Genomic DNA, 26309 nt, shown 5'->3' with positions numbered 1-26309 from the left:
AACGGATTAGCCCAGCAGGCTCAGTGCCGCTTGAGGCGCCTGCTTAGCTTGCGCCAGGATAGAAGTAGACGCTTGCTGCAGGATTTGGTTCTTCGTCAGGTTCGTGGTTTCTTTCGCAAAGTCAGTATCACGGATACGGCTGTTTGAAGAAGTCACGTTTTCGTTGATGTTGTTCAGGTTGCTGATGGTGTGATCCATACGGTTTTGTTTCGCACCCAGCTCTGCACGGTGAGAGTCAACAAACTGCATCGCACCATCCAGGATAGAAACGGCTTGCTGTGCGCCACCAATGGTGCTCACATCCAGCTGAGAAACAGTCACATTCGCAGCAGTACCAGCAAGCGATGCATCAACAGCGTTGCCTGAAGTATCAGTCATTGCAATTGTGCCTGTGGTCACACCAACTGTACCGTTAGAAGAGAACAGTTGCAGTTCGCCTTTCTCAGTCACAGAAGCGTTGATTTGATCGTTTTGACCGTTGATACGAGTTGCGATTTCTTCGATGTCATCGCCGCCAACCAGGTCAATGCTTACAGCAGTCGCAACGCCGTCTGCATCAGTCACACTCAGTTCGATGGTTGTGTCTGCATCCAGAGTAGAGTTCTTGTCAGCAACACCGTTGGTAGAAACCAGCAGGCTACCACCCATGTCAGCACCGTCAGAACGCATGTTTTTCAGCGTAATCTGTACAGCTTCACCTGAGTCAGCACCCACTTGGAACGCACGTGTACCGAAAGTACCGTTCAGCAGCTTCTGGCCACCGAAAGACGTGGTTTCAGCGATACGGTTCAGTTCGTCGTTCAGTGCAGTGACTTCTTCCTGAATCGCTTTACGGTCGCCATCAGAGTTCGAACCGTTTGCTGATTGCAGAGACAGGTCACGCATACGTTGCAGGATGCTCGTGGTTTCCTGCATCGCACCTTCAGCGGTCTGTGACATTGAGATACCGTCGTTGGCGTTACGTACTGCAACATCCAGGCCACGGCTCTGAGTCATCAGACGGTTAGAGATTTGCAGACCTGCTGCGTCATCTTTTGCACTGTTGATGCGTGAACCGGTCGACAGGCGCTCCATAGAAGCTGCTGTGTTATCGCTAGCTTTGTTCAGGTAACGCTGAGCGGTCATTGCAGAAACGTTAGTATTGACTGTAACTGCCATAGTAATTCTCCTTACTTGTGTTTCTTAGTGGCTTGACCAGCTCAGCCGGCAAGTCCGAGTTATTCTTCGTACATCACCTTTAACGGCATGGGTGAAGAAAGCTTTAGGTTTTTTTTGAAATTTTTTACTGGGCAAAAAAGTGTGATTCTGAACACAAGATAAATTCGACTGATGTTCCGAAGCAATGCACTTTCTTGTTCTATAAAGGTTATCGGCGGCAGGAGAAAAAACTTTACTGAATTTTTGATATTTTTAATGACAAAAAATTGCGATCAACCAGGCAAAAAAAAACGGCAAAGCGTTGCCACTTTGCCGTTTCAACCGCAGTGAAACTTTGTTTATTGAAGCAGGTTCAGTGCAGACTGAGGAATCTGCTTGGCCTGAGCCAGAATTGAAGTACTCGCCTGTTGCAGGATCTGATTCTTCGTCATATCTGTCGTTTCTTTCGCGAAGTCGGTATCACGGATACGACTGTTCGACGCAGACACGTTTTCAGAGGTATTGGCCAGGTTGTTAATGGTGTGTGACAGACGGTTCTGTTTCGCACCCAAATCTGCGCGCATACTGTCAATGTACTGCAACGCGGAATCAATCAGTGGTACCGCACGCTGTGCGCCACCCGCTGTAGACACGTTGATCTGAGACACTGTGATATCAGTCGCAGTACCTGCGATGTCACCCGCGGTGATCGTGCCGTCTGTGTTCAGCATGCTGATCGCACCATTGGTCACGCCAACTGTACCATCGCTGGAAACCAGCTGCAGCTCGCCTTTCTCAGTCACAGATGCATTGACCAGGCTGTTCTGACCATTGATACGAGTCGCGATCTCTTCCACATCGTCACCGCCAATCAGACCGATGGTCACTGGCGTAACCGTACCGTCTTTTGCCGTTACACTCAGTTCAATGCTCGTATCAGCAGACAGTGTCGCATCTGGTTTAATCGCGTTGGTTGACACCAGCAGGCTGCCACCCATTTGCGGCTCATCAGCACGCACACTGTCCAGACCCACAACAATGGCCTCACCGGCATCCGCACCCACCTGGAAGGCGGCTTCACCGAAGGTGCCGTTGAGCAGTTTACGACCACCGAAAGAGGTCGTTTCTGCGATACGGTTCAGCTCATCCTGCAGTGCTGTGATCTCTTCCTGAATCGCAACACGGTCGCTGTCAGAGTTCGCGCCGTTCGCGGATTGCAGAGACAGGTCACGCATGCGTTGCAGGATACTGGTAGATTCCTGCATCGCGCCTTCTGCGGTCTGTGCGATTGAGATACCATCGTTGGCATTTCGCATCGCAACGTTCAGACCACGGGTCTGCGCAATCAGACGATTCGAGATCTGCAGACCTGCAGCATCATCTTTCGCACTGTTAATACGACTGCCCGTAGACAGACGCTCCATTGATTGACTCAGGCCCTCAGATGCTTTGTTGAGGTAGCGCTGCGCAGTCATGGCAGACACGTTGGTGTTTACTGTTACACCCATTTTGCTCTCCTTTGACTTTTCGCTGTTAGCGAAACAGCTACCCGCAACGTCAACCCATCAGAGAGTGAAGCGGGACCAGCGTTAGTAAAAATGTTGTTCATATAAATCACAATATTAATAAAGCAATTATTGTGCCAATTTTTAAACCATTTATTTTCAGAAACTTAGTCGTACTTTCTTCCGATTTCTGACTAGAGCGGCAAAGCGATGCCTTTCTTACTGAAACCGTGGCAAACAAGGATTGCCGCCCGGCAAATGCTTTTTCAGTTCCCCGCCCCTTGTTTGATGGCAACCCGAGGCCGGATCGGATCCTTTCCGGATCAGATATAGTTAAACAATGTCAGATCTTTCGCTTTCGCAAAGGCCTGTTGTGACGCCTGCAGTGCCAGCATGTTTTCATTCAGCTCGATCACGGCTTTGCCGTAATCCAGATCTTCCATGGTGCCGCGGGCTTTATTGATCACGACTTTAAAGTCCTGATGCATGTCTTCCTGACGATCCAGTGTCTGCAGACGGGTTCCCACTTCTGAACGTGCCCGGTTGATATGCTTGAACGCCTGAGAAAACTCTTCTGCGACCTGATGCAATTCTGCCGTCGCCGACGCATCTGAGGGGGCAAATGCAGAGACTTCAATTCCGCGTTTAAACGAGTCAAACAGGTTGAACTTTTCCTGCGGCTTCAGGGTAATCTGATCACCATCCGTCACTTCACCTTCCAGCTGAACCGACAGCGTGCCCCATTCAATCCCACGTTTCGGATCAAACGGCTGGCTGTCGACCAGCAGCCCATCCTGATACAGATCGTACACCGCACCGGTGCCGGTCTGGGTAAAATCAATGGTATAGCTGGCATTGTCGCTATGGTTGTCATTCCGTGCATGAGACAGCAGTAACAACGATCCGGACTGCAGTGCATAGTCCGGCTGGTAATCGCCGTACGGGTTATCAATTTCCATAAACAGCTTATCGCCCGGGTCATTTACCGGAACTTCAACATTGGATGACACCTTGGACATCCGTTGATAGCTGTCACCGACGTAACTGACAGTACCGTTACCGTCCCGGAAGAAGGGCTGCTTGTCATATTGGTTACCGGCAAACACGAAATTACCGGATTCATCCTGCGTGTTCACCAAATGCATGAACGAGTCGAACAGACCGCGCAGATCCTGCATGTGTGCAATCCGATCGTCATCTGACAACGAACCGTTCACCATAGACATCGCCTTACGCTTGGCATCGTCCAGCAGCGTTTCTGCATCGGAGATCGCCACTTCTTCGCTGTTCAGGCGATTGCGTGCCAGCGTAATGGAACGCAGTGACTGATCAATTTCCGTATTCTGCTGAGAAAAATTCTGTACATAAATCGAGGCAACCGGATCATCACCGGCGGTCAGCAACTGCTTCCCGGACGCCAGTTGTTCCTGATTGTGCGCCACTTTCACCTGCTGGCGGGTCATATCGTTCGCCACGGACTGATAGTTATGAAAGCTGGCAATTCGGCTAATCATACGGTTTTAACTCCTTATCGCGCGGCATTCAGCAATGTATTAAAGGTTTCATTGGCCACCGTCATAATGCGCGACGACGCCATATAAGCTTGCTGGAACTTCATCATGTTCGCGGCCTCTTCATCCAGGTTCACGCCGGAAATCTCAGCGACACGGCTTTGCGCCGCTTCTTTTTCCTGCCGTCCGACTTCTTTCAGCCGTGCCGCCGAAGCGCGCTGGACACCCATCTCGGTATTCAGCCCTTCGTAGACATCAATCACACTGGAACGGCCCTGATTCATGACCTTCATATTCTGAAGATCCTGCATTTTGATCAGGTTGCCGTTATCACCGGTTGCCGCATTGAGGTTCACCGCAAACACATCACCTCCGATAGCACCATGACTCAGGGTAAAGCTGGTGCCCCCGACAGCCACCGGGCCATTCGGTGGATATGGCAGTGGCGGCTGCAGCACATTGCCCTGCATGTCGAGCACGGCAAACTGCGAGGCATCCGGAGAAACCGCGACCTGGAACTCACGCAGCGGTCCTGCGGAAGTGATTGCAAAGGCGGCCTTACCCTGGGTTTGTGTCGCTGAGCTGTTGTAACTCTGGGCGGCAATTTTTGCCGGGTCTGTCATGACTGCCTGAACATCCCGGCCAGCATTGCGGGTCGGGCGCAGCAGTATCTTGTCACCGTTGGCAATCGGAGCGGCAATTTCTATCCGCACGCCATCCACACTGAAACTTGGGGGGATACCACTGGGGATCACCGTCTGCGTTGAGCCATCCGGCAGCTTGAGCGTATGCTGACTGCCGTTAAAGCCCAACTCATACTCACCGCCTTTCAGCTTGCTCAGATCCTCAATGTAAACACTGACCTGAGCACTGGAACCTCGCGGGATCAAGGCACGTGAAGCCGCCACTTCCGGCGCGTTCACGTCGGTAAACATGACCTCACCCACACGTCCGTTCAGATCCAGCCCTTGCGACTGTAACTGGTTCACAGAATCGGTAAAGCCAACGGCCATTTTGCCCAGCTCATCCATCACCTGCGGCAAGGTTTTGTCGCGGTATTCAAACAAGGACGCCAGTTTGCCGCCAATATCATCGGAACTGATAGCCTTGAGCGATTTACCCGCCACGACCGCCAGTCGGGTCTGTTGCGGATCCGGATCACCATCGATCATTTTCAGCTCACTGGCATGGGTGCCAGAGACCAGCGTATGACCGGTACCGATCAGGACATTAAAAGTTTCAGTATTTTTGCGGGTCACCGTGACCTTGGTATAGGTCGACAGTTCATTGATCAGCGTCTGATGTTTGTCCATCAGATCATTATCTGCACCGCCATTCGGGGTTTTCAGCAACGCCTCATGAATTTCTACCAGCTCACGACCGATGTCATTCACCCGGTTCAGCGTCTTTGCCAGCACGTCGTTGGTGACATCTTTCTGCTCAGCCAGTACCCGATGGGTATCATTGAGGCCCGCCGCAACCATCTTCGCCTTTTCCAGCACGACTTTCCGGGCACCGAGATCGCTCGGGCTGTCTGCCATGGCTTTCACCGCGTCATACCACTGGTTCATGTCCTGCGGCACCTGACTGGCACTATTGGCGAGCAGCTTATCCAGCCGTTCCAGTTGGCCGTCACGCTCAGTCGCATAACTGTGGTTGGTGGTGGTGAGGTTCAGCTCGTTGGTGGCAAACTGATCATAACCGCGGCGAACTTCTGCCGCATGCACGCCCGTCCCGTAGTTATTGCCGGCAGACCAGAACGGATCGTTCGTCTCCTGCACCACAGACTGGCGGCTATAACCTTCCGTGTTGACGTTATTGATGTTATGGCTGGTGGTATTCAGCTGCCGTTGCGCTGTTAACACACCTTGAGAGCCCAAACTGAGCAAGTCGAACGCCATTGCGCCTCCAGAAAACCTCAGGGAGTTACTTCACTGGCAGATATTCTGCAAAAATCGTTCCAACATTCAGAACATTGTTTTTAAAGGGGTTTGATTCATTCCGGTTCGCTCAAGGCAAATCATTGCCGGAAAAATCCTGAACACAAAGATTTGACGGATGACATCGCTTGAACAAATATGAACCCGTGCGCATTTAATGGCGAAAATAAATCATGCTGAAAATGAAACTGACCATCACGATAACGCTGGCGCTCCTGTCAGCTCTGACCCAGGCTGAAGATTTGCCCAATGCCTATGATCCGGATGGCAATCCACTCTTTGTTGATACCTTCCTGCTCTATCAGGATCCGGAAACCAAAGTGATGCTGGGACCGGATGGCCACCGATACATCAACACAGGCAGGTTTGAAACACTGGATGATTCAGGGAATCCACTCATGATGGACTGTGCTCAAACCCTGCTCTTTGCCAATCCGTATGAAGTGCCTGATTTCAGTATCACCAATCTTCCGGGGCCGGGATGCATCATGCGAAGAATCACAACAGACAAGTTTGAGGAAGTCCCGCTTGAACAGCTGAAAAAACCACAAATCACGCATGGGTTCGCTGAAGCAGGATAAAAGAAGCAGGATAAAGATTGCCGCTGCCGGAACGCAGCGGCAATCCTGTTATTTCATCAGTTTCCGAACCGTATCCATCACATTGATGATCTTGTCGGCGTATTTCGGATCCGTGGCGTAACCCGCTTTATGCAGATTACGGATAAAGCGGCGCGGGTCTTCCGGTGAAGCCAGTGCATCGGCATAACGCGGGTTGTCGTTCAGGAAACGAACGTAGTCGTTAAAGCTGTCTTCGTAACTGTTGTAAGAACGGAAAGCGGCACGCTCCTGAACCGGAATGCCGTCATGATATTCCAGCGTCTGGGTGGCAACTTTGTTCCCGGCCCAGCGCTGATCCGCTTTAATATTGAACAGGTTGTTACTGTCTCCGGCCGCATTGCGAACCACCTTTTTACCCCAGCCGGTTTCCAGTGCCGCCTGTGCAATCAGGACGGCCGGATCTGTGCCCAGCAGACCTGCAGCTTTTTCAGCAAACGGACGCATGCGAGAAACGAAATCCTGCGGTGAAGCAAAAGGTTTATCTTTTGGCTGACGCAGCGGTGGAAGAACCACGCTGTTTTCAGTCGCTGCTGTAGCTGAAGCAGCAAGGGTCGCTTTGTCTTTGGAAGGCTGCTCAGTCTCTTGCTGTGCAAACACTTTCGCCAGCACATCATTTGCTGAAACCTGACGAGACTTTTGCAGTGCCTCAAAGTTCGCCGCTTTTTCTTCCTCGGCTTTGGCCTGCGCTTCCGGTGTTGCCGGTGGCTTATCCAGTGCGGCCAGTTGTTCAACAATCAAATCAGCCAGCCCCAGCGAACCTCGGGCACTCAGCTCACTGGACATCTGCTGATCGCGCATTTCTTCAAAAAATTTGGTGTTCGAACTGCTCATCAGATCAGACTCAAACACTTCATTTGCCTGACGCATCGACTTAAACAGCATTTGGGTAAACAGGGCTTCGAACTGCTCTGCTGCTGCCCTCAGGTTTTCCTTGTCGCCTTTGCCCTTAATGCCTGCCCGCAGGCGGTCAAGATTCGCAAGGTCGTTGATAAAGCCAGGATCCGTCGATTTCATCGTCAGTAATCTGTGTCGTCTTTGGTCTGTGTTGAGGTCTGTGTTCGCGTGTAGCCCAGTATGACCGCACGCAACATGAATTAAATAATGATCAGTTGCCCTTCGATGGCTCCAGCCTGTTTCAGCGCCTGAAGTATGGCCATCAAGTCAGAAGGGGCAGCCCCGACCTGATTCACCGCACGAACCAGCTCATCCAGCGTAATCCCCGGATTGAACTTAAACATACGAGAATCTTCTTCGGTGACCTGAATTTGTGAATCGGGTACAACAACCGTCTCTCCACCGGAAAACGGGTTGGGCTGACTGACCGTCGGGTTTTCTTCAATCGAGACCGTCATCCCGCCGTGTGTAATCGCGGCCGGTTTGAGTTTCACATGCTGACCGACCACAATGGTTCCGGTTCGTGAATTCACAATAATTTTTGCCGAGCCATCTGCCGGGTTAAATTCAAGATTCTCAATGGTTGAGAGAAAAGCCACACGCTGGCTGACATCACGCGGTGCACGGACACGCACTGAGGTGGCATCCACTGGTGCAGCCATGTCCGGGCCTAAAAACTGGTTGATGGCATCCGCCATACGCTGAGCTGTGGTGAAATCAGATTCAAACAGGTTAAACGTCAGATGATCGCCACGACTGAACGGGTTCGGCACTTCCTGTTCGACAATCGCGCCATTCGCAATCCGGCCCACTGTCGGGTTATTCCCCACCAGCTTGGAGCCATCCAGACCTTCAGCACTGAAACCGCCGACGACCAGGCTGCCCTGAGCCACCGCATAAATTTTGCCGTCCAGACCCCGCAGGAAGGTTTGCAACAGCGTGCCGCCACGCAGGCTTTTCGCCGAGCCAATGGAAGACACCGTAATATCGATATGCTGACCCTGTTTGGTAAAGGGCGGCAAAATTGCGCTCACGGCCACAGCAGCCACGTTTTTCGTCTTCGGCTTAGTGCCAGCCGGCAACTGAATGCCGAAGTTTTGCAGCATGGCATTAAAGCTCTGATCGGTAAACGGCGTGCTTTCGCCGGTTCCCGGCAGACCTACCACCAGACCATAGCCTGACAACTGGTTACTCCGTACCCCGGCGACTTCAGAAACATCCTTAATTCGGGCTGCCTGCAAAGGGAAAGCCATTAACAGGGCGAGTCCTGCCCATAGCATTGTTCTGGTCACGGTCATTGTTCTCATCGTCGGGTAGCGGTTCATCGGTCAAAAAGCAATTTACAGGCTGACGTTAAAGAAGCGGGCCAGCCAGCCTTGCTCCTGTACATCCTGTCGGTCACCCGTGCCTGAATACTGAATTCGGGCATTGGCAATCCGGGTTGATTCAATGGTGTTTTCCTGCGAGATATCATCCGGGCGAATCGTGCCACTCACGCGAATATATTCATCGCCGGTATTCAGGGTCAGCCACTTTTCGCCACGGACCAGCAGGTTGCCATTTGCCAGCACATCCACAACTTCCACCGAAATGTAACCCTGAATACTGTTACTTTGATCAGCAGAAGTATTACCGGTGAATTTGTTCTCGTTACTCACACTGTAGGAGATGTCGCGATCACCAATTGACAGCGCCTGGCCACCCAATGTCAGTGGATCCATACTCAGATCCGTCGATTTGCCGACATCGGTACTGGCACTTTTATTGGCTTTATTTTTCTCCGCCAGCAACACGGTCACAATATCACCGATGCCACGCGGGCGGGTATCATCGTACATATCCTGGGCCAGGGCCTGACTGAACAGAGAACCGGTTGCCGTCGCATAGTGAGCCGGCTTTTCCTGAGGGCGAACACCGGTCCAGGCCGGATCACCCGCCTGCGGGTCTTCGCGACGACGAACCAAATCAATCAGATCGCCCTTCGGTGACTCCTGCTTCCCTTCCACAGCATCAACATTGGTGGTCGCCTGTGCCAGCTCATTCTGCCGATCAGGCATCTGCACACAGCCAGTCAGTGTCAGTATCAGCGCGGTGAACAGCCAGTTCCTTTTCATTGCCCTTGCCCCTTGATTAAAGCTGCTGGTTCACGTAGCTCAGCATCTGGTCGACAGTCGAAATCACTTTCGAGTTCATTTCGTACACACGCTGGGCTTCAATCATGTTGACCAGTTCTTCGGTGACATTCACGTTAGAGGTTTCCAGCATCGACTGACGAATCTGACCGAAGCCATCCAGTCCTGGCACGCCTTCCTGCGGATCACCACTGGCACCCGTTGGCAAAAACAGGTTCTGACCAATCGGCTCCAGACCACCCGGGTTGATGAAATCCACCGTGGTCAGCTGACCCAGCACCACATTTTCCTGCTGGTTCCGGATTCGGGCCGATACTTCACCATCAGTCCCGACCGTGATTGCCACAGCATCTTCAGGGACGACAATTTCAGGCTGCAGCAGATAACCGCCACCAGAGGTCACCATCTGACCTTCCTGGTTCACCGTAAACTGGCCGTTTCGGGTATAACCGATATTGCCGTCCGGCAGCAAGATCTGGAAGAAGCCATCCCCTTCGATCATCATATCCATCGCGTTGTTGGTCGTCTGGGTGTTGCCCTGGGTGTGCACCTTCTGCGTTGCAACCACCTTGGCACCCGCACCAAGCATCAGACCGGATGGCAATGTTGTGTCCTGGCTGGACTGACCGCCAGGCTGGTTAATATTCTGGTAAAACAGATCTTCAAAAACCGCACGGCTCTTTTTGAAACCGATCGTTGAGGCGTTCGCCAGGTTATTCGAAATGGTCGAGATATTGGTTTGCTGCGCGTCAAGACCGGTTTTACTGACCCATAGTGCTGGATGCATGTGTTATTCCTTCCTCATTAGCCCAAACGCAGCAGAGAAGAAGACGCCTGGTCCATTTCCTCTGCGGTTTTCATTAACTTCACTTGCATTTCAAAGTGACGCTGCAGATCGATCATACTGGTCATTTCGCCAACGGCATTCACATTACTGCCTTCCAGCGCGCCGCTGAGCAGCGTGACCTCTGCATCGGCATCAAACATCTGTGCCGGCACTTTTGATTTAAACAGACCATCAACGTCTTTAAATAATTCGCTGTTGTCGGGTCTCACCATCTTGATGCGATCAACCACTTCCATCGCATCGGCTGGCGCGCCCTGTGGGCGGACAGATACAGTGCCGTCCTTCCCAATCTCAATTTTGCTGACTGGCAGCGGAATAAAAATTGGGCCGCCGTTTTCACCGACCATCAGGCTGCCATTACTGTTTTGCAGCAAACCCGTCTGGTCAATTTTCAGGTGCCCGGCCCGGGTATAGGACTCCTGTCCAGTCGCATCCAGAACCGCCAGCCAACCCTGCCCTTCAACGGCAACATCGAGGTCACGGCCTGTGGTCATCACAGCGCCCTGGGCAAAATCCTGCCCTGCTCTTTCAGTCATGGTAAATACTCGGCTCGGCATGCCTTCGCCAAACGCCTGCATGCTGCGCGCCTGTTCTAAATCAGCGCGAAAGCCTGTGGTCCGAACGTTGGCCAGGTTGTTGGCATGAAGCTGCAAGCCATGCATATCCTGCTTAGCGCCACTCATTGCCAAATACAGTGCACGATCCATTTTGAGTCTCCCAATCAGTACTGCATCAATAGAAGCAATATGCGTACCAGTTTTAGGAAACCATTTGAAATGGTATTCAAAGCGGTGAAAGATCAGAGAATTACTGGGATCAGCTTCCCAGCACCCAGAATCATGGCGGTCAAAGCGCCAAAGAAATGACAACAGAAAGAAATAAGAAAGGACAAACATTGCCGCCTGTCGGAAGTCAGGCGGCAATCTGTAACAGTTTCGATTAGCGGATTTGCAGGATAGTCTGTTGCAGACTGTTATCCACTTCCAGCGCACGGGAGTTAGCCTGGAAATTACGCTGAGCGGTGATCAGATCCACCAGCTCCTGCGTCATATCAATGTTCGACTGTTCCAGCGTACCGCTTTTAACTGAGCCGAATGCACCAAAAGTCGCTTCACCCCAGACAGCAGCACCTGAATCCTGACTCACGTCCCACTGCGTGCCACCTTTTTTCAGCAGGCCCTGCTCGTTCGGCACACGGACCATACCCACACGACCCAGCGTGATGTTTTCGCCGTTACTGTAAGTCGCAACAATCGATCCTTTCGCATCAACGTCAACTTTCGACAAATAACCGGTGGTTGCACCATTTTCACTGAATCTGCGCACTTCAAACGGTGCAGCATACTGCGTCGGGGCATCAAAATTGAAGTTCAGGGTCTGACTGGCGTCTGCACCGTTCATGCTGATCCCGGCAGCAGCAAAATTCTCGGAGACCATCGGATCACCACCGTTGATCTGCGCCACAGTTCCATCGAAGTTAAAATCGACATAGGCACCGGCATGACCGGCAACATTGGTCGCTGCACCACCGTCAATATCCAGTGGTTTTTCACCATCGGCATCGGTGACTGTATAGAAGGTTGCCCAGCGGTTTGGCTGTGTGTTGTCCTTCACATAGTAACTGGTCATTTTGTACGGCTGACCCAGTGAATCATACATGGTCACCGACGTTGACTTGTTATACGTATCCGGATCTTCGAAATTAAACTGGTTGATGTCCTTTGGATCACCATTTGCAGGCAGGTTCACACCGATATCAACCTGACTGGTCGCCTTTGGCTGACCAAACTGATCCGGCACTTTCAGTGCCTGCGGTTCATAAGAAACCACCTGATCGGTTTCCTGATCCACACCGTAACCCAGCAGGAACTGATCTTCTGAGTTGACAATGTAGTTGTCTTTATTCAGGTGAAATGCACCGTTCCGGGTTAAGCTGTTGTTGTTCGGCTCCAGACGCTGATCAGCAACCGCAAAGAAGCCGGTTCCGGAAATCCGCAGATCCATTGGGTTATTGGTATAAATACTGGAACCTTCATGGAACTGCTGCGCAACCACTGAGGTCTGTACACCGCCACCCGTGGTGGTTTTCGGATTAGAAAAAATTGAGCGGGAGTACACATCGCCAAATTCGGCCCGCGACTCTTTAAAGCCGTAAGTATTGGCGTTGGCAATGTTGTTACTTGTGGTGTTCAGATCTTTCTGAGCTGCGCCCAGACCACTGAGTGCGACATTAAAACCCATGGGTAACTCTCCTGAATTCTGTGTACAGCGTATGTCTTATCTCACCTGCCGTACCCTCTGCCGGCAGGCGCTGTATATTTTGTTATGCCTGACCGACTTCCAGCACGTCGGATAGCTTGATCGGGGATTCAAAGCCCGCCAGATTCAGCATGACGTTACCATCACCATTGCCCAGCAGCACACTGTTCACATTGGCATAAGTCGATACATCAAATTCGGTACTCTTGCCGTCGGCAAAGCCGCCGACTTTCAGCTGATACTGACCGGCTGGCAACATGTTGCCGTTGTCATCTTTGCCATCCCATGCAACACGGTGGTCCCCGGCAGGTTTTGCCCCCATATCAAAGGAGCGAACCAGTTCACCAGCGGCATTCTCAACGCGGACAATCAGGCTGTTCAGTGATTGCGGTAACTTAACCATCCCGGTAATGCCACCTTCCACGTTTTTCGAAGCCGTCGGGTTTGGTACCAGGACGTCACGCCCCACTAATGAAGATGCCTGTAGCGCCTGATTTGAGGTCATAGCCGCATTCAGGCCGCCAAACTGGTCGTTCATTTTGCTGATGCCGTCAACCGTGGCAAACGACGCCATCTGTGCGATCATCTGATCGTTCCCAACAGGCTTGAACGGGTCCTGCTGCGACAATTGTTTGGTCAGCAGCGACAGAAAATCTTCCTGCTTCAGCTCTTGTTGTCCCGTGACTTTCTGCTCAGACTGCAGTTTTTTCTCCTGCATACTTTTGAGCTGGTCAACATAGGACAAAGGGCTTTGACCTGCGCCTTTAATACCGGTCATGTCAGTCACTCCTTACCCTTATTGGCCCATCTGCAGTGTTCGCATCAGCATCTGCTTACTCGCATCTGCAACCTGAACATTGCTCTGGTAGGAACGTGAAGCTGAGATCATGTTTGCCATCTCTTCCATCACATTCACATTTGGTTTGTAGATATAGCCTTCAGCATTTGCCAAAGGATGCGACGGGTTATACTCCGCTGTCAGAGGTTTCTGACTCTCAACAATCGCTTTCACCCGCACAGGCACACTTTCATCACGCTGGTAACTGGCACTTTGTAACGCCGCTTCAAAGACCGGCTGACGGGCTTTATACGTTTCCGCCGCTGAGCTGCTGACGGTATTGGCGTTCGCCAGGTTACTGGCTGTGGTATTCAAACGCACGGATTCTGCACTCATTGCCGACCCGGTGACATTAAAAACGTTAAACAAACTCATTGATTATTCCCCTTTTAATGCCTTGCTCAGGTTTTTGAATTTTGAGCCCAGAAAATCCAGCGATGCCTGATATTCCAGCGCGTTTTGCATAAACAGATTTTGTTCCACTTGGGCGTCAACCGTGTTGCCATCCCCCGTATCCGGCTGGTTTGGAATCCGGTATTTCTGTTCGCCCATCACCGTTGTGGAGGCAGCAATATGCCGCTGATTGGTGCGACTGAGGCCAATCTTTGCCTCTGATGTTGCCGCATTCAAGGCACGCTGGAAGTCCAGATCTTTTGCTTTATAGCCTGGTGTATTGGCATTGGCGATATTGCTGGCAAGGGTTTCCGCCCGTTTGCCGCGGACGCCGACTGTGTATTGGTGTACACCGAGTGCTTTATCAAAAGAAATGGCCATCGTCTGCCTCCTGAATAACTTGCAGAAATAACTGCAAAGGGCGTGCCAACATTAATAGGAAGGGGTTTTTCTATACCAAGGAACGCATTCGGCAATGCAGGCATAGCAAAAGGGCCCGAAACGGGCCCTTCATATTTATTTCAGTTTGTAGATGATCCCGGGATTACAGCGGACCATCTCAAAACGGTCTGTCAGACCCGTCAGTGATTCTGATGCACCCAGTAACAGATAACCGCCGGGATTCAAACTGGCTGCCATCTGATTCAAAACTTTGGCTTTCATTTCCGGGGCAAAGTAGATCAGCACGTTACGACAGAAAATCACGTCGAACTTACCCAACAGTGCATAACTGTCTTTCAGGTTCTGCGGACGGAAGTTCACCATCTGCTTCACTTTACTGCTGATGCGCATCCGGCCATTGCCGATTGGCTCAAAAAAAGCCTGCCGGCGCTCCGGAGACAGCCCACGACTCAGCGCCAGACTGTCATAAACCCCGGTTCGGCACATATCCAGCATGGTTTGTGAGATATCCGTTGCTGTCACCTGAGTGCCCAGCGACAACATACCCGGACGACGCTGCTGCGTCTCCAGCACCGTCATCGCAATGGAATACGGTTCCTGACCCGAAGAACTTGCAGCCGACCAGATTCGGATCGGACGCTTATGGTTCGCCAGTTCAGGCAAAATTTTCTCTGCCAGCACCGTAAAGGGATAACTATCCCTGAACCACAGTGTCTCGTTGGTCGTCATGGCATCTACAGCCGCAACCCGCAATTCACGGTTCCGGCCGGAAATAACATTCTGCAGCAATTCCGAGAGCGACGCCAAGCCAAAACGGCTAACCAAAGGACTCAGGCGACTCCGAACCAGATACTGTTTGCTGTCGCCAAGAACGATACCGCATTGTCCTTCTAAAAAACGGCAAAAATCTCTATATTCCTGGTCTTTAATTGTTATGGCTGTCATCTACTACTCTAACGTCAGTTTATCCAGGCATGGCCGCTTTGACCGCTGCACCCAGTTCATCGGGATTGAACTTGGGAATAAATGCATTCGCGCCAACTCGGTCGACCATGGCCTGATTAAATACCCCGCTCAACGAGGTGTGCAGGATAACATGTAAATCTTTTAGATTGGCATCATTTCTGATGGCCGCTGTCAGCGTATAACCATCCATTTCCGGCATCTCAATATCCGAAATGACCAAATCAAGCTGATTATAAATACTGTCTTCCTTCGCCATTGCGCGTAACTTTTCAAGCGCCTCTCGGCCATCCTTCACCAGAATACATTCGCAACCAATCGATTTGATGGCTCGTTGTACCTGCTTACGCGCAACACTGGAGTCATCTGCCACCAAAACTCGGCGCGTGACCGGATTCTCATGAAGCATTTCTTCGCGCAGTGACTCAGAGACTTCAGTGGTTCTTGGCGAAATTTCATCCAGAATTTTCTCGACATCCAGAATTTCAACCAGTTCACCATCAATTTCTGTCACCGCAGTCAGATAATTGGTACTTCCTGCCCCTTTCGGTGGCGGCAGAATTTCCTCCCAGTTCATATTAATGATTCGCTCAACAGCGGACACTAAAAAACCCTGCACAGAGCGATTAAACTCGGAGATGATCACAAAACAATTCTCTGTGTTTTCAATCGGACGACCCCCCGTTGCCAGACTCATATCAATCACAGAAATGGTATGACCACGGATGTGAGCGATTCCTTTGACCAGCGGATGGAGATTTGGCATCGCTGTGAGCTTCGGGCACTGAAGTACCTCTTTCACCTTGAAGACGTTGATACCGTAGCGCTGACGGCGGTTCAGCTTGAAGGTCAGCAGCTCCAGACGGTTTTGTCCCACAAGCTGAGTGCGCTGATTCACAGAATCCAAAATCCCCGACATATACCTGACTCCAAAGTTGTCGAATTGAATTGTTGTTAAAATAGACAATTTTGAAGGATAAACGAGTAATCCGACTCAAAATCCCCTATCATGGTGCAATTGTAGCCCCTGAAAGCGACCTAAAAAGAGCAAAAATCGTGACCGAAAGAACACATTTAACACTCTGTTTGATCTTTATCGGCATACTCTGCGGTTTCTTAAGCGCGAATGCAATTGCTGCTAGCGATAATATGCTCAGTAATGTGCGCCAGGCAGCAACAGATCACATCCGCAGCCTGGTGCTCAGACCAGAGCGGGGGGAACTGCAAATTTCCGCTGCAGAATTGGACAACCGTCTACGCATCGGAGACTGCCAGGAACCCCTGAATCGTTCAGTGCCCGGAAAACAGTCGCTCAACGGAAACGTCACTGTACTCATCAGTTGCCCAACTTCAGGCTGGCAGGTCTATGTGCCAGTGCAGGTGAGCCTCTTACTCCCTCGTGTGGTTGCTGCCCGGCCGCTGGCCCGTGGTGCCGTGATTCATGCATCTGACCTGAAAGTCGACCAGGTTGAAACTCGCTTCCAGCGAAGCATTGTTTTTGAATACCCGGAGCAAATTATCGGCTCAACGGTCAAACGAAACATCAATATGGGCGAAGCCGTTGAAGGCAATGATATCTGCCTGGTGTGCAGGAATGATTCGGTCATCATCAAAGCCGGTCAGAGTGGCCTGAACATTGTCACCAAAGGAACCGCCTTATCGGACGGCTCCTTGGGTGAAGAAATCCGGGTGCAAAACAATAAGTCCCGCCGCATCGTCAGTGCGACGATTACAGCCGTTGGCGAAGTCACCGTCAGATATTAAAAAAATGCTAAAGTTATACAGAGCCTTGCCGATAGCAGGGCATTACCGATGAATATCTGTTTAAGGCAACATGATTATGGCAAGTATTGATTCCCTGCGCAGCGGTCAGCTTCTGGCCAATCTGCGTAACAGCAGCAGTACCAATACCAATCAGAGCAGGACTGAAACCCGAGAAGAAACCAGTCACGCCCCAAGGGACGCCGTTTCTCTCAGTTCACAGGCCCGTGCCGTTGGTCAAATCCATCAGCAGCTGGCAGCTGAACCCAGTATCGACCGCAACAAGGTCGAAGCGATCAAAAATGCGATTAGCAATGGTTCCTACAAAGTCGATGCAGATCGTCTGGCAAGTAATATGATGCGTTTTGAGGACGAACTGCGCGGGCTCTGATATGATCAGTCGCTCGCCGCAGTTTTGCCGGAGTTTGACCTATGTCGCCGACCATTGAACAACTACTTGCCCAGCAACATGCCACACTTGAGGCTCTCTTACGCCTGTTGGAACAGGAAAGAGAGGCCATTGTGAAACGTCAGTCTGGCGACATCACCCGGTTTGCCAAAGATAAAAAAGAGCTGGTCGATAAAATTCAGCTCCAGGATCAGCAAATTGCCCGCCATAGCCAGAGCAACCAACTGAAAGAAAATCCTGACTTCACCCGTCAGGTCGACACCATTCAGAACCTGCTCAGCGAATGCATGCACCACAATGAACTCAATGGTGCCGCGCTGCAACGCGCTCAGCTCAGCTTTCATAAACTGAATAATCTCTTTCAGCAAAGTCTGGGACATCATCAGACCTACAACAAAGAAGGCGTCGCTCAGAACCTGCGTTCCATCGGAACGAATCTGAAAGCCTGAAGACCCAATCTGGCCTGGCGCAAGTGTCAATAAATTGACTCGATAGCGCCATTATCCTTTCCGAGCTTTTTACCCGATAACAATCCAGTAGATTCAGCGCTATTCATAACATTGCTGCATTCATTTTGATGATGGCATGAGCATGAATATTACAGCCAATCATGAACTCCCCCCGTTCACTCTCCACCGCAGTGTCAGGATTACGACATCTCATGAAAACACTGAAAAATTTCATTGGATATTGACACAAATCACATTTACCATGGCGATCTGTTCTCCTCACTTTTCATTAAGAGTCTGATTTTTCATGCTATTAACCGTTTTATATATTGTCGGCATCACTGCAGAAGCGATGACAGGCGCATTAGCGGCCGGCAAACGCCACATGGACTGGTTTGGTGTGATGCTGGTTGCCAGTGCAACTGCGATTGGCGGCGGCACAGTCAGGGATATTTTATTGGGTCATTACCCGTTGAACTGGATTGCAAACCCACAGTACCTGCTGATTACCTGTGTAGCCGGTTTAGTGACCACCTGGATTGCACCTTTAGTGGTGCGCTTCCATAAAGTCTTCGTTGTGTTAGATGCTCTGGGTCTGATCGTTTTCAGCATTCTGGGATGCCGGGTAGCCATGAACATGGAGCAGCCGATCATCATCTGTCTGATGGCGGCTGTCGTCACTGGCGTATTTGGCGGCCTGTTACGCGATCTGATTTGCCGCCGGACGCCGCTGGTCCTGCATAAAGAGCTGTATGCTTCCGTCGCCTTTATTGCCGCGGGCCTGTACATGGCCCAGCTGTATTTTGCAGTCCCGGAAAACATCGCCATTGGCGTGACGCTGGTCACCGGTTTCCTGTTACGCCTTGCGGCAATGCAGTATCGCTGGCAATTACCGGTTTTCAAAATTGATGACGCGCAAGACAAAGCGCAGGAAGAAGCCAAAAGCTAATTCGAACTTTCCTTTCGGCAAACATAAAAAAGCGGCAAGGTTTTGCATCACCTTGCCGCTTTTTGTAGATACTTTCGAGAATCAGAACATCACAGACTGGTTTGCAGGCACATGATAAACCTCACCCTGCTGTTTCATCCGTTCCATTTTACCGAGATCTAATTGCATTTCAGTCACATAGCTATCCCCTACCGGGTAGCTACGAACCACTTCCGCGCCACGGATCACACCATCAACCGCACCATCCGTTTCTTCAGAGCCCAGTTGCTGGTCCGTCAGGCCAGCTCTGGCACTGATTCGCATCCCATAGACCTGCTCAGTCAATTCACGGTAAGCGTCCAGCTTGGATGCACGCATCGCTCGGATCCGCTTTTCTTCGATGGTTTGGCCTCGCTGTTCGCTAATCGAGGCATACCCAACCGCAGTAATCAGATTAACGTTGCGAAATTCCGTTAATGGTTGGCAACCAGACAGGGTAATCAGCAAAACAGCCATCCACCAAAACCGCATAGTGACTCCTAAGGTTTTAAAATAATTGAGTTATTCTCAAATTTTGTCGCTTCAGAACGGATCAGCAATCCATTCTCCAGACGCATTTTATTCAGTGTATCCAGGTCACGGCCAATCCGGTCTTCCGGCAGGAAGCCCTGCGCACTGGCAATCACAACCCGCGAACGCATTCCAATGACACGGGCATTAATCAGCACGCCGCCACCCTGACGCAGCATCGTCCCGGTCAGCACGTAATCAACAGGCTGCTCGGAAGCCAGCTCTTTCCAGTTCCGGCTTAGGGAAAAATCCCCTTCCGGCGTCACACGAATCGCCCCGGTCGCCTTATAGTCGACCACAGTGAAACCCATTTGCTGCATATGGTACATGAAGCCTTCAGAGACCGCATTACCCAGCCAGTTGGTTTCATTCATCTGCTGGATATCAACAAAGGATGTCACCGCCAGCGGCGTTTTTGCCGTCAGATACTGGTTTGACGCCACCAGCTGCTTAGTCATCCCTTCAATAAAGAAGTCTATGGTATGGCGAGGCGTCTCCGTCAGCAAGAAATTGCTGCCGGTATAGCTCTCTTTACCATTATAAACTGGTGAATAAGTACATGATGCTGTCAGCAGCGACAACAGCAAGATGGTCCATTTTTTCATTCTACCCTGCTCCGGAAGAAACGAGACAATGGCCTTTTATCGTCCGCTATCTCGAAAACTTTATGACTTTTCATCGCCGCGCTCCCATTTTGACTTTTTAGGAACACTCTTTGCATACATCAGCATGCGACTCAGGATGTTGGCAATGTAAAAAGCTGTTAGGCTAACTGGCTTGAACCTTGTGTGGCTTCAACCTGAACGACAGACAAAACATAGCAATTATCGTACCGAAAACGCCAGAAATTGGAAAATCTATGAAAAAGACGCTCAGGAAAGCCCTTCTGGGTCTGGGGATCCTTACCGCTTTGCCAGTGCAGGCCGCCTGGTTTGAAGTGACTGGTCAGGCAATTGTGTTGGAAAGTAAGTCATCAGCCCGGACAAATGCGGTTGAAGACGCCGTATACCGCGCCATGCATTACGCAGGCGCCGATTTTTCCAGCTTTTCCAACCTGAAACCTTACTTGCAGGAAGATCGGCAGGACTATCAGTTCAATGGCACTGAAGTCCGTCATGTTCAGATCAGCAAAAGTTTCATCAAAGACGGCAATTATTACGTCACGGCGCGGGTCGATATTTACCCCTCGGCAAAAAGTTGCCACAACATCCAGTATAAGAAAGGAATGCTGATCAGTGACTTCTCACTAGCCATTCCTCAACAGGCTGCACTCGGTGGCATTTATCAGGTGGGCAAAGATTTTACCCAATTGCTGAAGCGGCAAATCGGTAAACAGTCCCAAAGTTTTGTGGTCACTGGCACCAGTGCAGTCCCTGTTCAGCCAGATAACCCCAGTGCAATGATGATGCTGGCAGAAGACTATGACGCTCAGTACATCGTCAGTGGCCAGATTACCGATTTGACCTCAACGCTGGATCAAAGCCTGTTGTCCAGCGACAAGATTAACCGCCAGTTCTCAGTAGAAGTTCAGGTCATGGACGGCAAAACCGGTGAAGTGCTGGTTCAGCGCAAGTACCGGGAAGTGGCTGAATGGCCATTTTCACGGATCAGCCAGGTAGATACCCAAAGTGCCCGCTTCTGGGTGTCGCCCTATGGCGCAGCCTTACAACGGGCAGGCCGGAACATCATGCTGGATCTGGAATCATCTCTGGCCTGTCGTGCAAGTCTGCCGGAAGTCGTGAATGCACACGGGAATCAGGTTCAGGTCAACGTCGGCAGAGCACATGGTGTGAAGCAGGGGGATCTCCTGAGACTGTGGCACACTGCAGGCTTCATTGATCAGTATGGAATTTCCCGCAACCGAATGGTTGAAACGCAGATTACCTTAATTGTCGATCGCGTCTATGAAAGCTCGGCCGAACTCAGCGTTCAGCAAAATGAGCTTGCCGCCAGCATTCAACCTGGTGATTTACTGACCAAGCAACCGCAACGCAGGCACTAAAGGGTTAAAAAGTCTCAACTTTTGCGTATAATGGCCTTCCTGCTATTTCAGGAAGGCTCCCTTAGCTCAGTAGGATAGAGCGTCCCCCTCCTAAGGGGAAGGCCGCAGGTTCGACTCCTGCAGGGAGCGCCATTTCCTTGCCAGCATCTCTCAAGCAACGCCAAAAATTTTTTTAGCCCGATCTAATTCTCAGCCATGAGACACAATGCTGTTATCTCAACTCATCTTGAAATTTTTATCGGCCATTCAGTTTATATCCATGAAATGATTCCGACTCTTTTTAATAATTGAAAAATATGATCTTGTTCTAGGCTATTAGTGATAAAGGCAGAGTGATCCACAAAATTCAGCGTCATACCGCATGAAGGTTCGCTTTTCGTGGGTGACTTTCCGTCGTCATAAAAGGAGAGAGCTATGAAAAAGTTCGCAATGTTTATCACGGCAGCGCTGCTGGCCATCAGCTTTAATTCGCTCGCCTATACATTGTCCGGAACACCAACTCAAATCCCGAAAGATGCCATGCAGTACTGTGCCGGTGCACAAAACTTTTGGGTTTGTGTAGACACCTATGAACGTCAGCACAAATAGCGCACGATCCAAGTACAAAAAAAGCGGAGGTTAAAAACCTCCGCTTCTCAACACTTTTCAGGCGAACGATATGACTCAGGCGTTCGCTTCGCGCTGTGCAATGTAGTCCAGAGCCATCTGAATTCGTGCGATCACACGCGCTTTACCAACCAGATTCATGACAGCGTCAACGGATGGCGATTGCCCCTGACCGGTCACGGCAACGCGCAGTGGCATCCCCACTTTCCCCATGCCGACATCCAGCTCTTCACAGGTTTGCTGAATGAGTTGATGCAGCGACTCAGTATGCCAGTTATCCAGAGCTTCGGCTTTCTGTTTGGCCAGCGCCAGCGCTTCTTTGGCAACAGGACGCAGGTGCTTCTTCGCAGCCGCTTCGTCAAATGCAGAGAAATCTTCAAAGAAGTAACGAGACTGGGCTGCCAGCTCAACCAGCGTATCACTACGCTCAGCCAGCAACTGAATCACCTCTGTCACGGCCGGGCCACCTGCAGTATCAATGCCCTGATGATCCAGGTGCCACTGAAGGTGCTTGGCCACATACTCAGGATCAGACGTCTTGATATAGTGGTTATTCAACCAGCGCAGCTTATCGGTATTGAATGCAGAAGCTGACTTACTGATATCATCCAGGCTAAACAGATTGATCATTTCTTCCTGCGTGAAGATCTCCTGATCACCATGAGACCAACCCAGGCGCACCAGATAGTTCAGCAGCGCTTCTGGCAGATAACCGTCATCACGATACTGCATCACGCTCACGGCACCATGACGCTTAGACAGCTTGGCACCGTCGTCACCCAGAATCATGGCGCAATGTGCAAATTCTGGCACCGGCGCACCCAGCGCTTTGTAGATGTTAATCTGACGCGGCGTATTGTTGATATGATCTTCACCACGAACCACATGGGTAATTTCCATATCCCAGTCATCCACAACCACACAGAAGTTGTACGTCGGACTGCCATCTGTCCGGCGAATGATCAGGTCGTCCAGCTCACTGTTGCTGATCTCGATACGGCCACGAATGTGATCGTCAAATACCACGCTGCCTTCTTTCGGATTCCGGAAACGGATAACGAAAGGAGAGTCAGCAGTTGCTGCGGCATTGGCTTCAATAATACGAGGGTGATTCGCGTCGTAGCGCGGTTTCAGGCCCGCGGCCATCTGCTCTTCACGAATTTCATCCAGCAGATCTTTAGGGCAATAGCATTTGTAGGCTTTATCTTCCGCCAGCAACTGATCGATCAGTTGGTTATAACGGTCAAATCGTTTTGTCTGATAGTAAGGACCTTCATCCCAGTTCAGACCCAGCCACTCCATGCCTTCCATAATGGCATCGATGGCTTCCTGCGTTGAACGCTCCAGATCCGTATCTTCAATCCGCAGCACAAATTCACCACCGGTGTGTTTGGCATACAACCAGGAATACAACGCAGTACGGGCACCACCAACGTGCAGGAAGCCTGTTGGGCTGGGAGCAAAACGAGTTTTAACCGTCATGAAAAGACCTTCAAACAAATGATTCAAACGATAGGCGTAAACTGATGTAAGACTTTACGCAGTCTGCAATAGCGGCATTCTACCACTGACACGGCAATCCTCAACCTGCGATTGATGTCTGTCATGTAAGCAGGCTGTAAGGAGATAGCACGAAAGTGACCCGCTTCAGATTCCTCAATATTGACATTTTTAGTGCTTTACCAGGCTAACCACTCCAGTAAACTGTATTTTTGCAAATAAATTCTTGGATCCCCACAAGCGCTAAAGGATTGCCTCAATGAAATTAAAAAATTTATTCCTGTCGTCAGCGCTGCTGGCTTTTACCACCCCATCGATTGCACAGGTCAACCTGGAGCTGCCGAAAGGCGTCCATCTGCTGGTCGTGAATGAGCAGGATGCCGGCTACTCATCACTGGGTTTTAATCATCAGCCGGTCCTGACTTTACCCGATGGCCAGAACCAGGTCGTTTTTCGGATCGGTAAAATTGTGATGGAATCTGGCAGCCTCAAGACCAAATACGATTCAGTCCCTCTTGTTGCTCTGTTCGATGCCAAAAACACAACGCTGACGCTTGAGGTGCCGAAAATCAACACGCTGGCTCAAGGCCAGGCATATGACCAATCCCCTCACTTCAGTATTTTGGAACAAGGACATCCAATTGAGGTGAAGTCAGACAAATTAGCCGTCGGGTTTACCCTTTCACCTGATTTTGTCGACCTGACTGAAAAGTACAACCGTACAGAACGCATCGCCTCTCTCAAACACACCGCAAAACCAGCGAATACCACCAACCCGAAAGAAAACGTTTCCAGCAACCCGGAAGCTGAAAAAATGCTGCAATACTGGTTTAAGCAAGCCACGCCTGAAACTCAAAAAGCCTTCTTAAGCTGGGCCGTACAAAATATGAATTAATCGCCATTGCGGTATTAATTCTACTTAAATAAGCAAAAGCACCCATTTGGGTGCTTTTTCATGCATTGCAAGCACGCTAAACCTGCCGATTTCTTGACTCTTATTTACGATGCCATCAAAACAAAAGGACCGGCCAAGAGGCCGGTCAAATGAAAAAGGCAGTTGTCGCTCAGCAATTAGAAGTAGTACTCGACACCCCATCCCCAGCCAAACTCAGCATCTGAGTCGTCTTTGGAAATCATGTATGGGCGTAAGTAAGTGATTGCAGAATCATCAAGGAAGTACGTCACGTTGGTTGAAACAATGTAGTCTTCACTACCAGAGAAAGCCTTACCTTTGACATCAGCTTCCAGGTTTGCAGCATAGTTCGCCTTGAACTGCCAGTTCTCTACACCATTGTAAACCACACCAACAGAGTAGCTGCCCTGCTCGATGTCCATATCCGTAAAGGTCACCTCACTACCATCGACCTTAAATTTACCATCTTCATAATCAGCCGCTTCATGCTTATACGCACCATAGAGGCCAAAATCACCAAGATTCAGTTCAAAGCCCAACAGGTAAGCATCGGTATCTGAGGTCGTGCTCCCTTCAACTTCATCGAACTTCGGTGTATTACCGCCCTGCTGAGCTAACCATGCGCGATAAAATGTTGAGGATGCGCTGACAGAACGGTCGGAACCCATCTCATAAGCAGCATGGAGCGTCAACAGACCTGTCGCGTAGTGAGCGCCAACACCATAGAAATTTGAATCTTTATCTTTCTCTGTGCCACGGCCAGCAGCGACATTAAACGTAAAGCCGCTGTAATTGCCCGAGTCATAACGAACCATATTGGATTGGCGGTCATAGCGCGCACCACCCACAACATCACCACCACCATCGAAGATTGCACCGGCACGCTGACCTGAATATGGCCAATCGATCACTTCATACAGCGGGGTCAACATACGACCTAAACGTACTTTACCACCGTCGTCAAAACTCACACCAACGAAAGTATCACGAACACCCAGACCAGAGCCTGTACCATCGTCACCCACGTTACCGCCTTCCAGTTGCCAGATCAGATTTGGACCACGAGCCAGCTCTTTCGAGCCACGCAGACCAAAGCGGGATTCGTTTTCAACTTTCAGCGGCTGATTGCCATCTGCAATTTCATCTTCGCCGAGTTGCCAGACTGAAACCGCAACCTGACCATACAGATCCACCGTATCTGTTGCCGGTGCAGCCTGAGCAGTCGTCGCCACTGCAGCTGATGCAACGGCTAATCCTAATAGCGAACGCTTAAACACATTACCCATGGAAAACTCCTAAAAATCTAGCTGTGAACCTGCGTCAAAAAGGTTGGCCGCCGTTGACGTCAGGTTTTTCTCCCCAATATGTCAGTCAAACTTATTGTGAGTTTGCGCAATCATATTTTTGTTTGGTTGAGAACTGATTCAGTTCAGGCTTAAGACTACTTTCGCGACGCAAAACATCAATCAGAAAGTTAATTTTTCATTAAAAAAATATGATTCAGTGCAAATTTATCCAGTATCAGTGATCCTAGTCATGATTCCACTAAAACGCTTTCAGGTATCGAATTAAATCCTTTAAATACAATGAATTAAAAAAACATTATTATTATTAGTGAGATCTTGATTGTATTTTTTTGCATGTTGCGAAATTGGTTTCATTTTCATGTAAGAAACGGCCTCTTATATAATTACCACCATATAAGCTCACTTTTATATTCATAAAAGAAA

The 26309-nt window shown here is 50.3% G+C and carries 27 protein-coding genes and 1 tRNA gene; 9 read left to right on the top strand and 19 right to left on the bottom strand.

The genetic code is table 11. The features are described from left to right. Positions 1–6: 6 nt before the first annotated feature. From EA58_RS02180 to flgK, 4 genes are all read right to left on the bottom strand, one after another. Positions 7–1158, bottom strand: a complete 1152-nt coding sequence (locus tag EA58_RS02180; protein WP_036748455.1) for a flagellin — start codon at positions 1156–1158, stop codon at positions 7–9. Between the two features lie 338 nt (positions 1159–1496). Beyond that, positions 1497–2645 (bottom strand): flagellin, encoded by a 1149-nt coding sequence (locus EA58_RS02175; protein WP_036748453.1) that lies wholly within the window; start codon positions 2643–2645, stop codon positions 1497–1499. A gap of 320 nt (positions 2646–2965) precedes the next feature. After that, positions 2966–4156 carry a flagellar hook-associated protein FlgL gene (flgL, locus tag EA58_RS02170; RefSeq protein WP_036748452.1) on the bottom strand — a complete coding sequence of 397 codons (1191 nt, stop codon included), beginning with the start codon at positions 4154–4156 and terminating at the stop codon, positions 2966–2968. A gap of 14 nt (positions 4157–4170) precedes the next feature. Continuing rightward, positions 4171–6054, bottom strand: a complete 1884-nt coding sequence (gene flgK / locus EA58_RS02165) for a flagellar hook-associated protein FlgK (protein ID WP_036748451.1) — start codon at positions 6052–6054, stop codon at positions 4171–4173. A gap of 212 nt (positions 6055–6266) precedes the next feature. Here flgK and EA58_RS02160 point away from each other — a divergent pair, with 212 nt between their 5' ends. Further along, positions 6267–6674, top strand: a complete 408-nt coding sequence (locus tag EA58_RS02160) for a hypothetical protein (RefSeq protein WP_036748450.1) — start codon at positions 6267–6269, stop codon at positions 6672–6674. Positions 6675–6722: 48 nt separating this feature from the next. Here EA58_RS02160 and flgJ read toward each other — a convergent pair whose 3' ends face one another. The 11 genes from flgJ to EA58_RS02105 form a co-directional block, all read right to left on the bottom strand. Continuing rightward, positions 6723–7727 (bottom strand): flagellar assembly peptidoglycan hydrolase FlgJ, encoded by a 1005-nt coding sequence (flgJ, locus tag EA58_RS02155; RefSeq protein ID WP_036748447.1) that lies wholly within the window; start codon positions 7725–7727, stop codon positions 6723–6725. An 80-nt stretch (positions 7728–7807) separates the two neighbouring features. Beyond that, positions 7808–8905, bottom strand: coding sequence for a flagellar basal body P-ring protein FlgI (locus tag EA58_RS02150; protein WP_412177931.1), 1098 nt, complete (start codon positions 8903–8905; stop codon positions 7808–7810). 42 nt (positions 8906–8947) lie between these two features. Further along, entirely contained in the window at positions 8948–9721 is a 774-nt protein-coding gene (gene flgH / locus EA58_RS02145) for a flagellar basal body L-ring protein FlgH (RefSeq protein WP_036748444.1), read from the bottom strand. A 16-nt stretch (positions 9722–9737) separates the two neighbouring features. After that, positions 9738–10526, bottom strand: a complete 789-nt coding sequence (gene flgG, locus EA58_RS02140) for a flagellar basal-body rod protein FlgG (RefSeq protein ID WP_036748441.1) — start codon at positions 10524–10526, stop codon at positions 9738–9740. A 17-nt stretch (positions 10527–10543) separates the two neighbouring features. After that, positions 10544–11293 carry a flagellar basal-body rod protein FlgF gene (gene flgF / locus EA58_RS02135; RefSeq protein WP_036748860.1) on the bottom strand — a complete coding sequence of 250 codons (750 nt, stop codon included), beginning with the start codon at positions 11291–11293 and terminating at the stop codon, positions 10544–10546. Positions 11294–11525: 232 nt separating this feature from the next. After that, entirely contained in the window at positions 11526–12827 is a 1302-nt protein-coding gene (gene flgE / locus EA58_RS02130) for a flagellar hook protein FlgE (protein WP_036748438.1), read from the bottom strand. Between the two features lie 82 nt (positions 12828–12909). Next, on the bottom strand, positions 12910–13623 hold the full coding sequence (locus EA58_RS02125) for a flagellar hook assembly protein FlgD (RefSeq protein WP_036748435.1): 714 nt from the start codon (positions 13621–13623) through the stop codon (positions 12910–12912). A gap of 18 nt (positions 13624–13641) precedes the next feature. After that, positions 13642–14058, bottom strand: a complete 417-nt coding sequence (gene flgC / locus EA58_RS02120; RefSeq protein ID WP_036748432.1) for a flagellar basal body rod protein FlgC — start codon at positions 14056–14058, stop codon at positions 13642–13644. 3 nt (positions 14059–14061) lie between these two features. Then, positions 14062–14457 (bottom strand): flagellar basal body rod protein FlgB, encoded by a 396-nt coding sequence (flgB, locus tag EA58_RS02115; RefSeq protein WP_036748429.1) that lies wholly within the window; start codon positions 14455–14457, stop codon positions 14062–14064. 135 nt (positions 14458–14592) lie between these two features. Next, positions 14593–15423 carry a CheR family methyltransferase gene (locus EA58_RS02110; RefSeq protein WP_036748426.1) on the bottom strand — a complete coding sequence of 277 codons (831 nt, stop codon included), beginning with the start codon at positions 15421–15423 and terminating at the stop codon, positions 14593–14595. A gap of 19 nt (positions 15424–15442) precedes the next feature. Further along, positions 15443–16360, bottom strand: a complete 918-nt coding sequence (locus tag EA58_RS02105) for a chemotaxis protein CheV (RefSeq protein WP_036748424.1) — start codon at positions 16358–16360, stop codon at positions 15443–15445. Positions 16361–16497: 137 nt separating this feature from the next. Between EA58_RS02105 and flgA the strand changes: the two genes are divergently transcribed. From flgA to EA58_RS02085, 4 genes are all read left to right on the top strand, one after another. Beyond that, complete coding sequence (gene flgA, locus EA58_RS02100) at positions 16498–17205, top strand: flagellar basal body P-ring formation chaperone FlgA (RefSeq protein WP_036748421.1); 708 nt, start codon at positions 16498–16500, stop codon at positions 17203–17205. Between the two features lie 76 nt (positions 17206–17281). Beyond that, positions 17282–17593 carry a flagellar biosynthesis anti-sigma factor FlgM gene (gene flgM / locus EA58_RS02095; RefSeq protein ID WP_036748859.1) on the top strand — a complete coding sequence of 104 codons (312 nt, stop codon included), beginning with the start codon at positions 17282–17284 and terminating at the stop codon, positions 17591–17593. Positions 17594–17634: 41 nt separating this feature from the next. Next, positions 17635–18060: a flagella synthesis protein FlgN gene (locus EA58_RS02090; RefSeq protein WP_036748419.1), complete on the top strand. Its 426-nt coding sequence runs from the start codon at positions 17635–17637 to the stop codon at positions 18058–18060. Positions 18061–18367: 307 nt separating this feature from the next. Further along, on the top strand, positions 18368–19009 hold the full coding sequence (locus EA58_RS02085) for a trimeric intracellular cation channel family protein (protein WP_036748416.1): 642 nt from the start codon (positions 18368–18370) through the stop codon (positions 19007–19009). A gap of 81 nt (positions 19010–19090) precedes the next feature. Here EA58_RS02085 and EA58_RS02080 read toward each other — a convergent pair whose 3' ends face one another. Continuing rightward, positions 19091–19519, bottom strand: a complete 429-nt coding sequence (locus tag EA58_RS02080) for an LPP20 family lipoprotein (protein WP_036748413.1) — start codon at positions 19517–19519, stop codon at positions 19091–19093. An 8-nt stretch (positions 19520–19527) separates the two neighbouring features. Next, positions 19528–20163: a FlgO family outer membrane protein gene (locus EA58_RS02075; protein ID WP_036748411.1), complete on the bottom strand. Its 636-nt coding sequence runs from the start codon at positions 20161–20163 to the stop codon at positions 19528–19530. Positions 20164–20417: 254 nt separating this feature from the next. Between EA58_RS02075 and EA58_RS02070 the strand changes: the two genes are divergently transcribed. The 3 genes from EA58_RS02070 (at position 20418) to EA58_RS21855 (ending at position 22148) form a co-directional block, all read left to right on the top strand. Beyond that, complete coding sequence (locus tag EA58_RS02070) at positions 20418–21560, top strand: flagella assembly protein FlgT (RefSeq protein ID WP_036748409.1); 1143 nt, start codon at positions 20418–20420, stop codon at positions 21558–21560. 55 nt (positions 21561–21615) lie between these two features. Next, positions 21616–21692, top strand: a tRNA-Arg gene (locus tag EA58_RS02065). A gap of 282 nt (positions 21693–21974) precedes the next feature. Then, a complete protein-coding gene (locus EA58_RS21855) occupies positions 21975–22148 on the top strand; it encodes a hypothetical protein (RefSeq protein ID WP_200872144.1) in 174 nt (57 codons plus the stop codon). A 75-nt stretch (positions 22149–22223) separates the two neighbouring features. On the opposite strand, the gene gltX is transcribed toward EA58_RS21855, so the two are convergent. Continuing rightward, the gene (gltX, locus tag EA58_RS02055) at positions 22224–23648 is read right to left on the bottom strand and encodes a glutamate--tRNA ligase (protein WP_036748407.1); all 1425 of its coding nucleotides are present in this window, start codon (positions 23646–23648) and stop codon (positions 22224–22226) included. A 277-nt stretch (positions 23649–23925) separates the two neighbouring features. On the opposite strand from gltX, the gene EA58_RS02050 reads away from it, so the two are divergent. Beyond that, positions 23926–24561, top strand: a complete 636-nt coding sequence (locus tag EA58_RS02050; RefSeq protein WP_036748404.1) for a YccT family protein — start codon at positions 23926–23928, stop codon at positions 24559–24561. A 176-nt stretch (positions 24562–24737) separates the two neighbouring features. Here EA58_RS02050 and EA58_RS02045 read toward each other — a convergent pair whose 3' ends face one another. Next, positions 24738–25865: a porin gene (locus tag EA58_RS02045; RefSeq protein WP_036748402.1), complete on the bottom strand. Its 1128-nt coding sequence runs from the start codon at positions 25863–25865 to the stop codon at positions 24738–24740. Between the last annotated feature and the right edge of the window lie 444 nt (positions 25866–26309).

The sequence above is a fragment of the Photobacterium galatheae genome, assembly GCF_000695255.1.
Lineage (GTDB): Bacteria > Pseudomonadota > Gammaproteobacteria > Enterobacterales > Vibrionaceae > Photobacterium > Photobacterium galatheae.
Note: the sequence above shows the minus strand (reverse complement) of the source record. Positions and strands in the feature narration are given on the sequence as shown.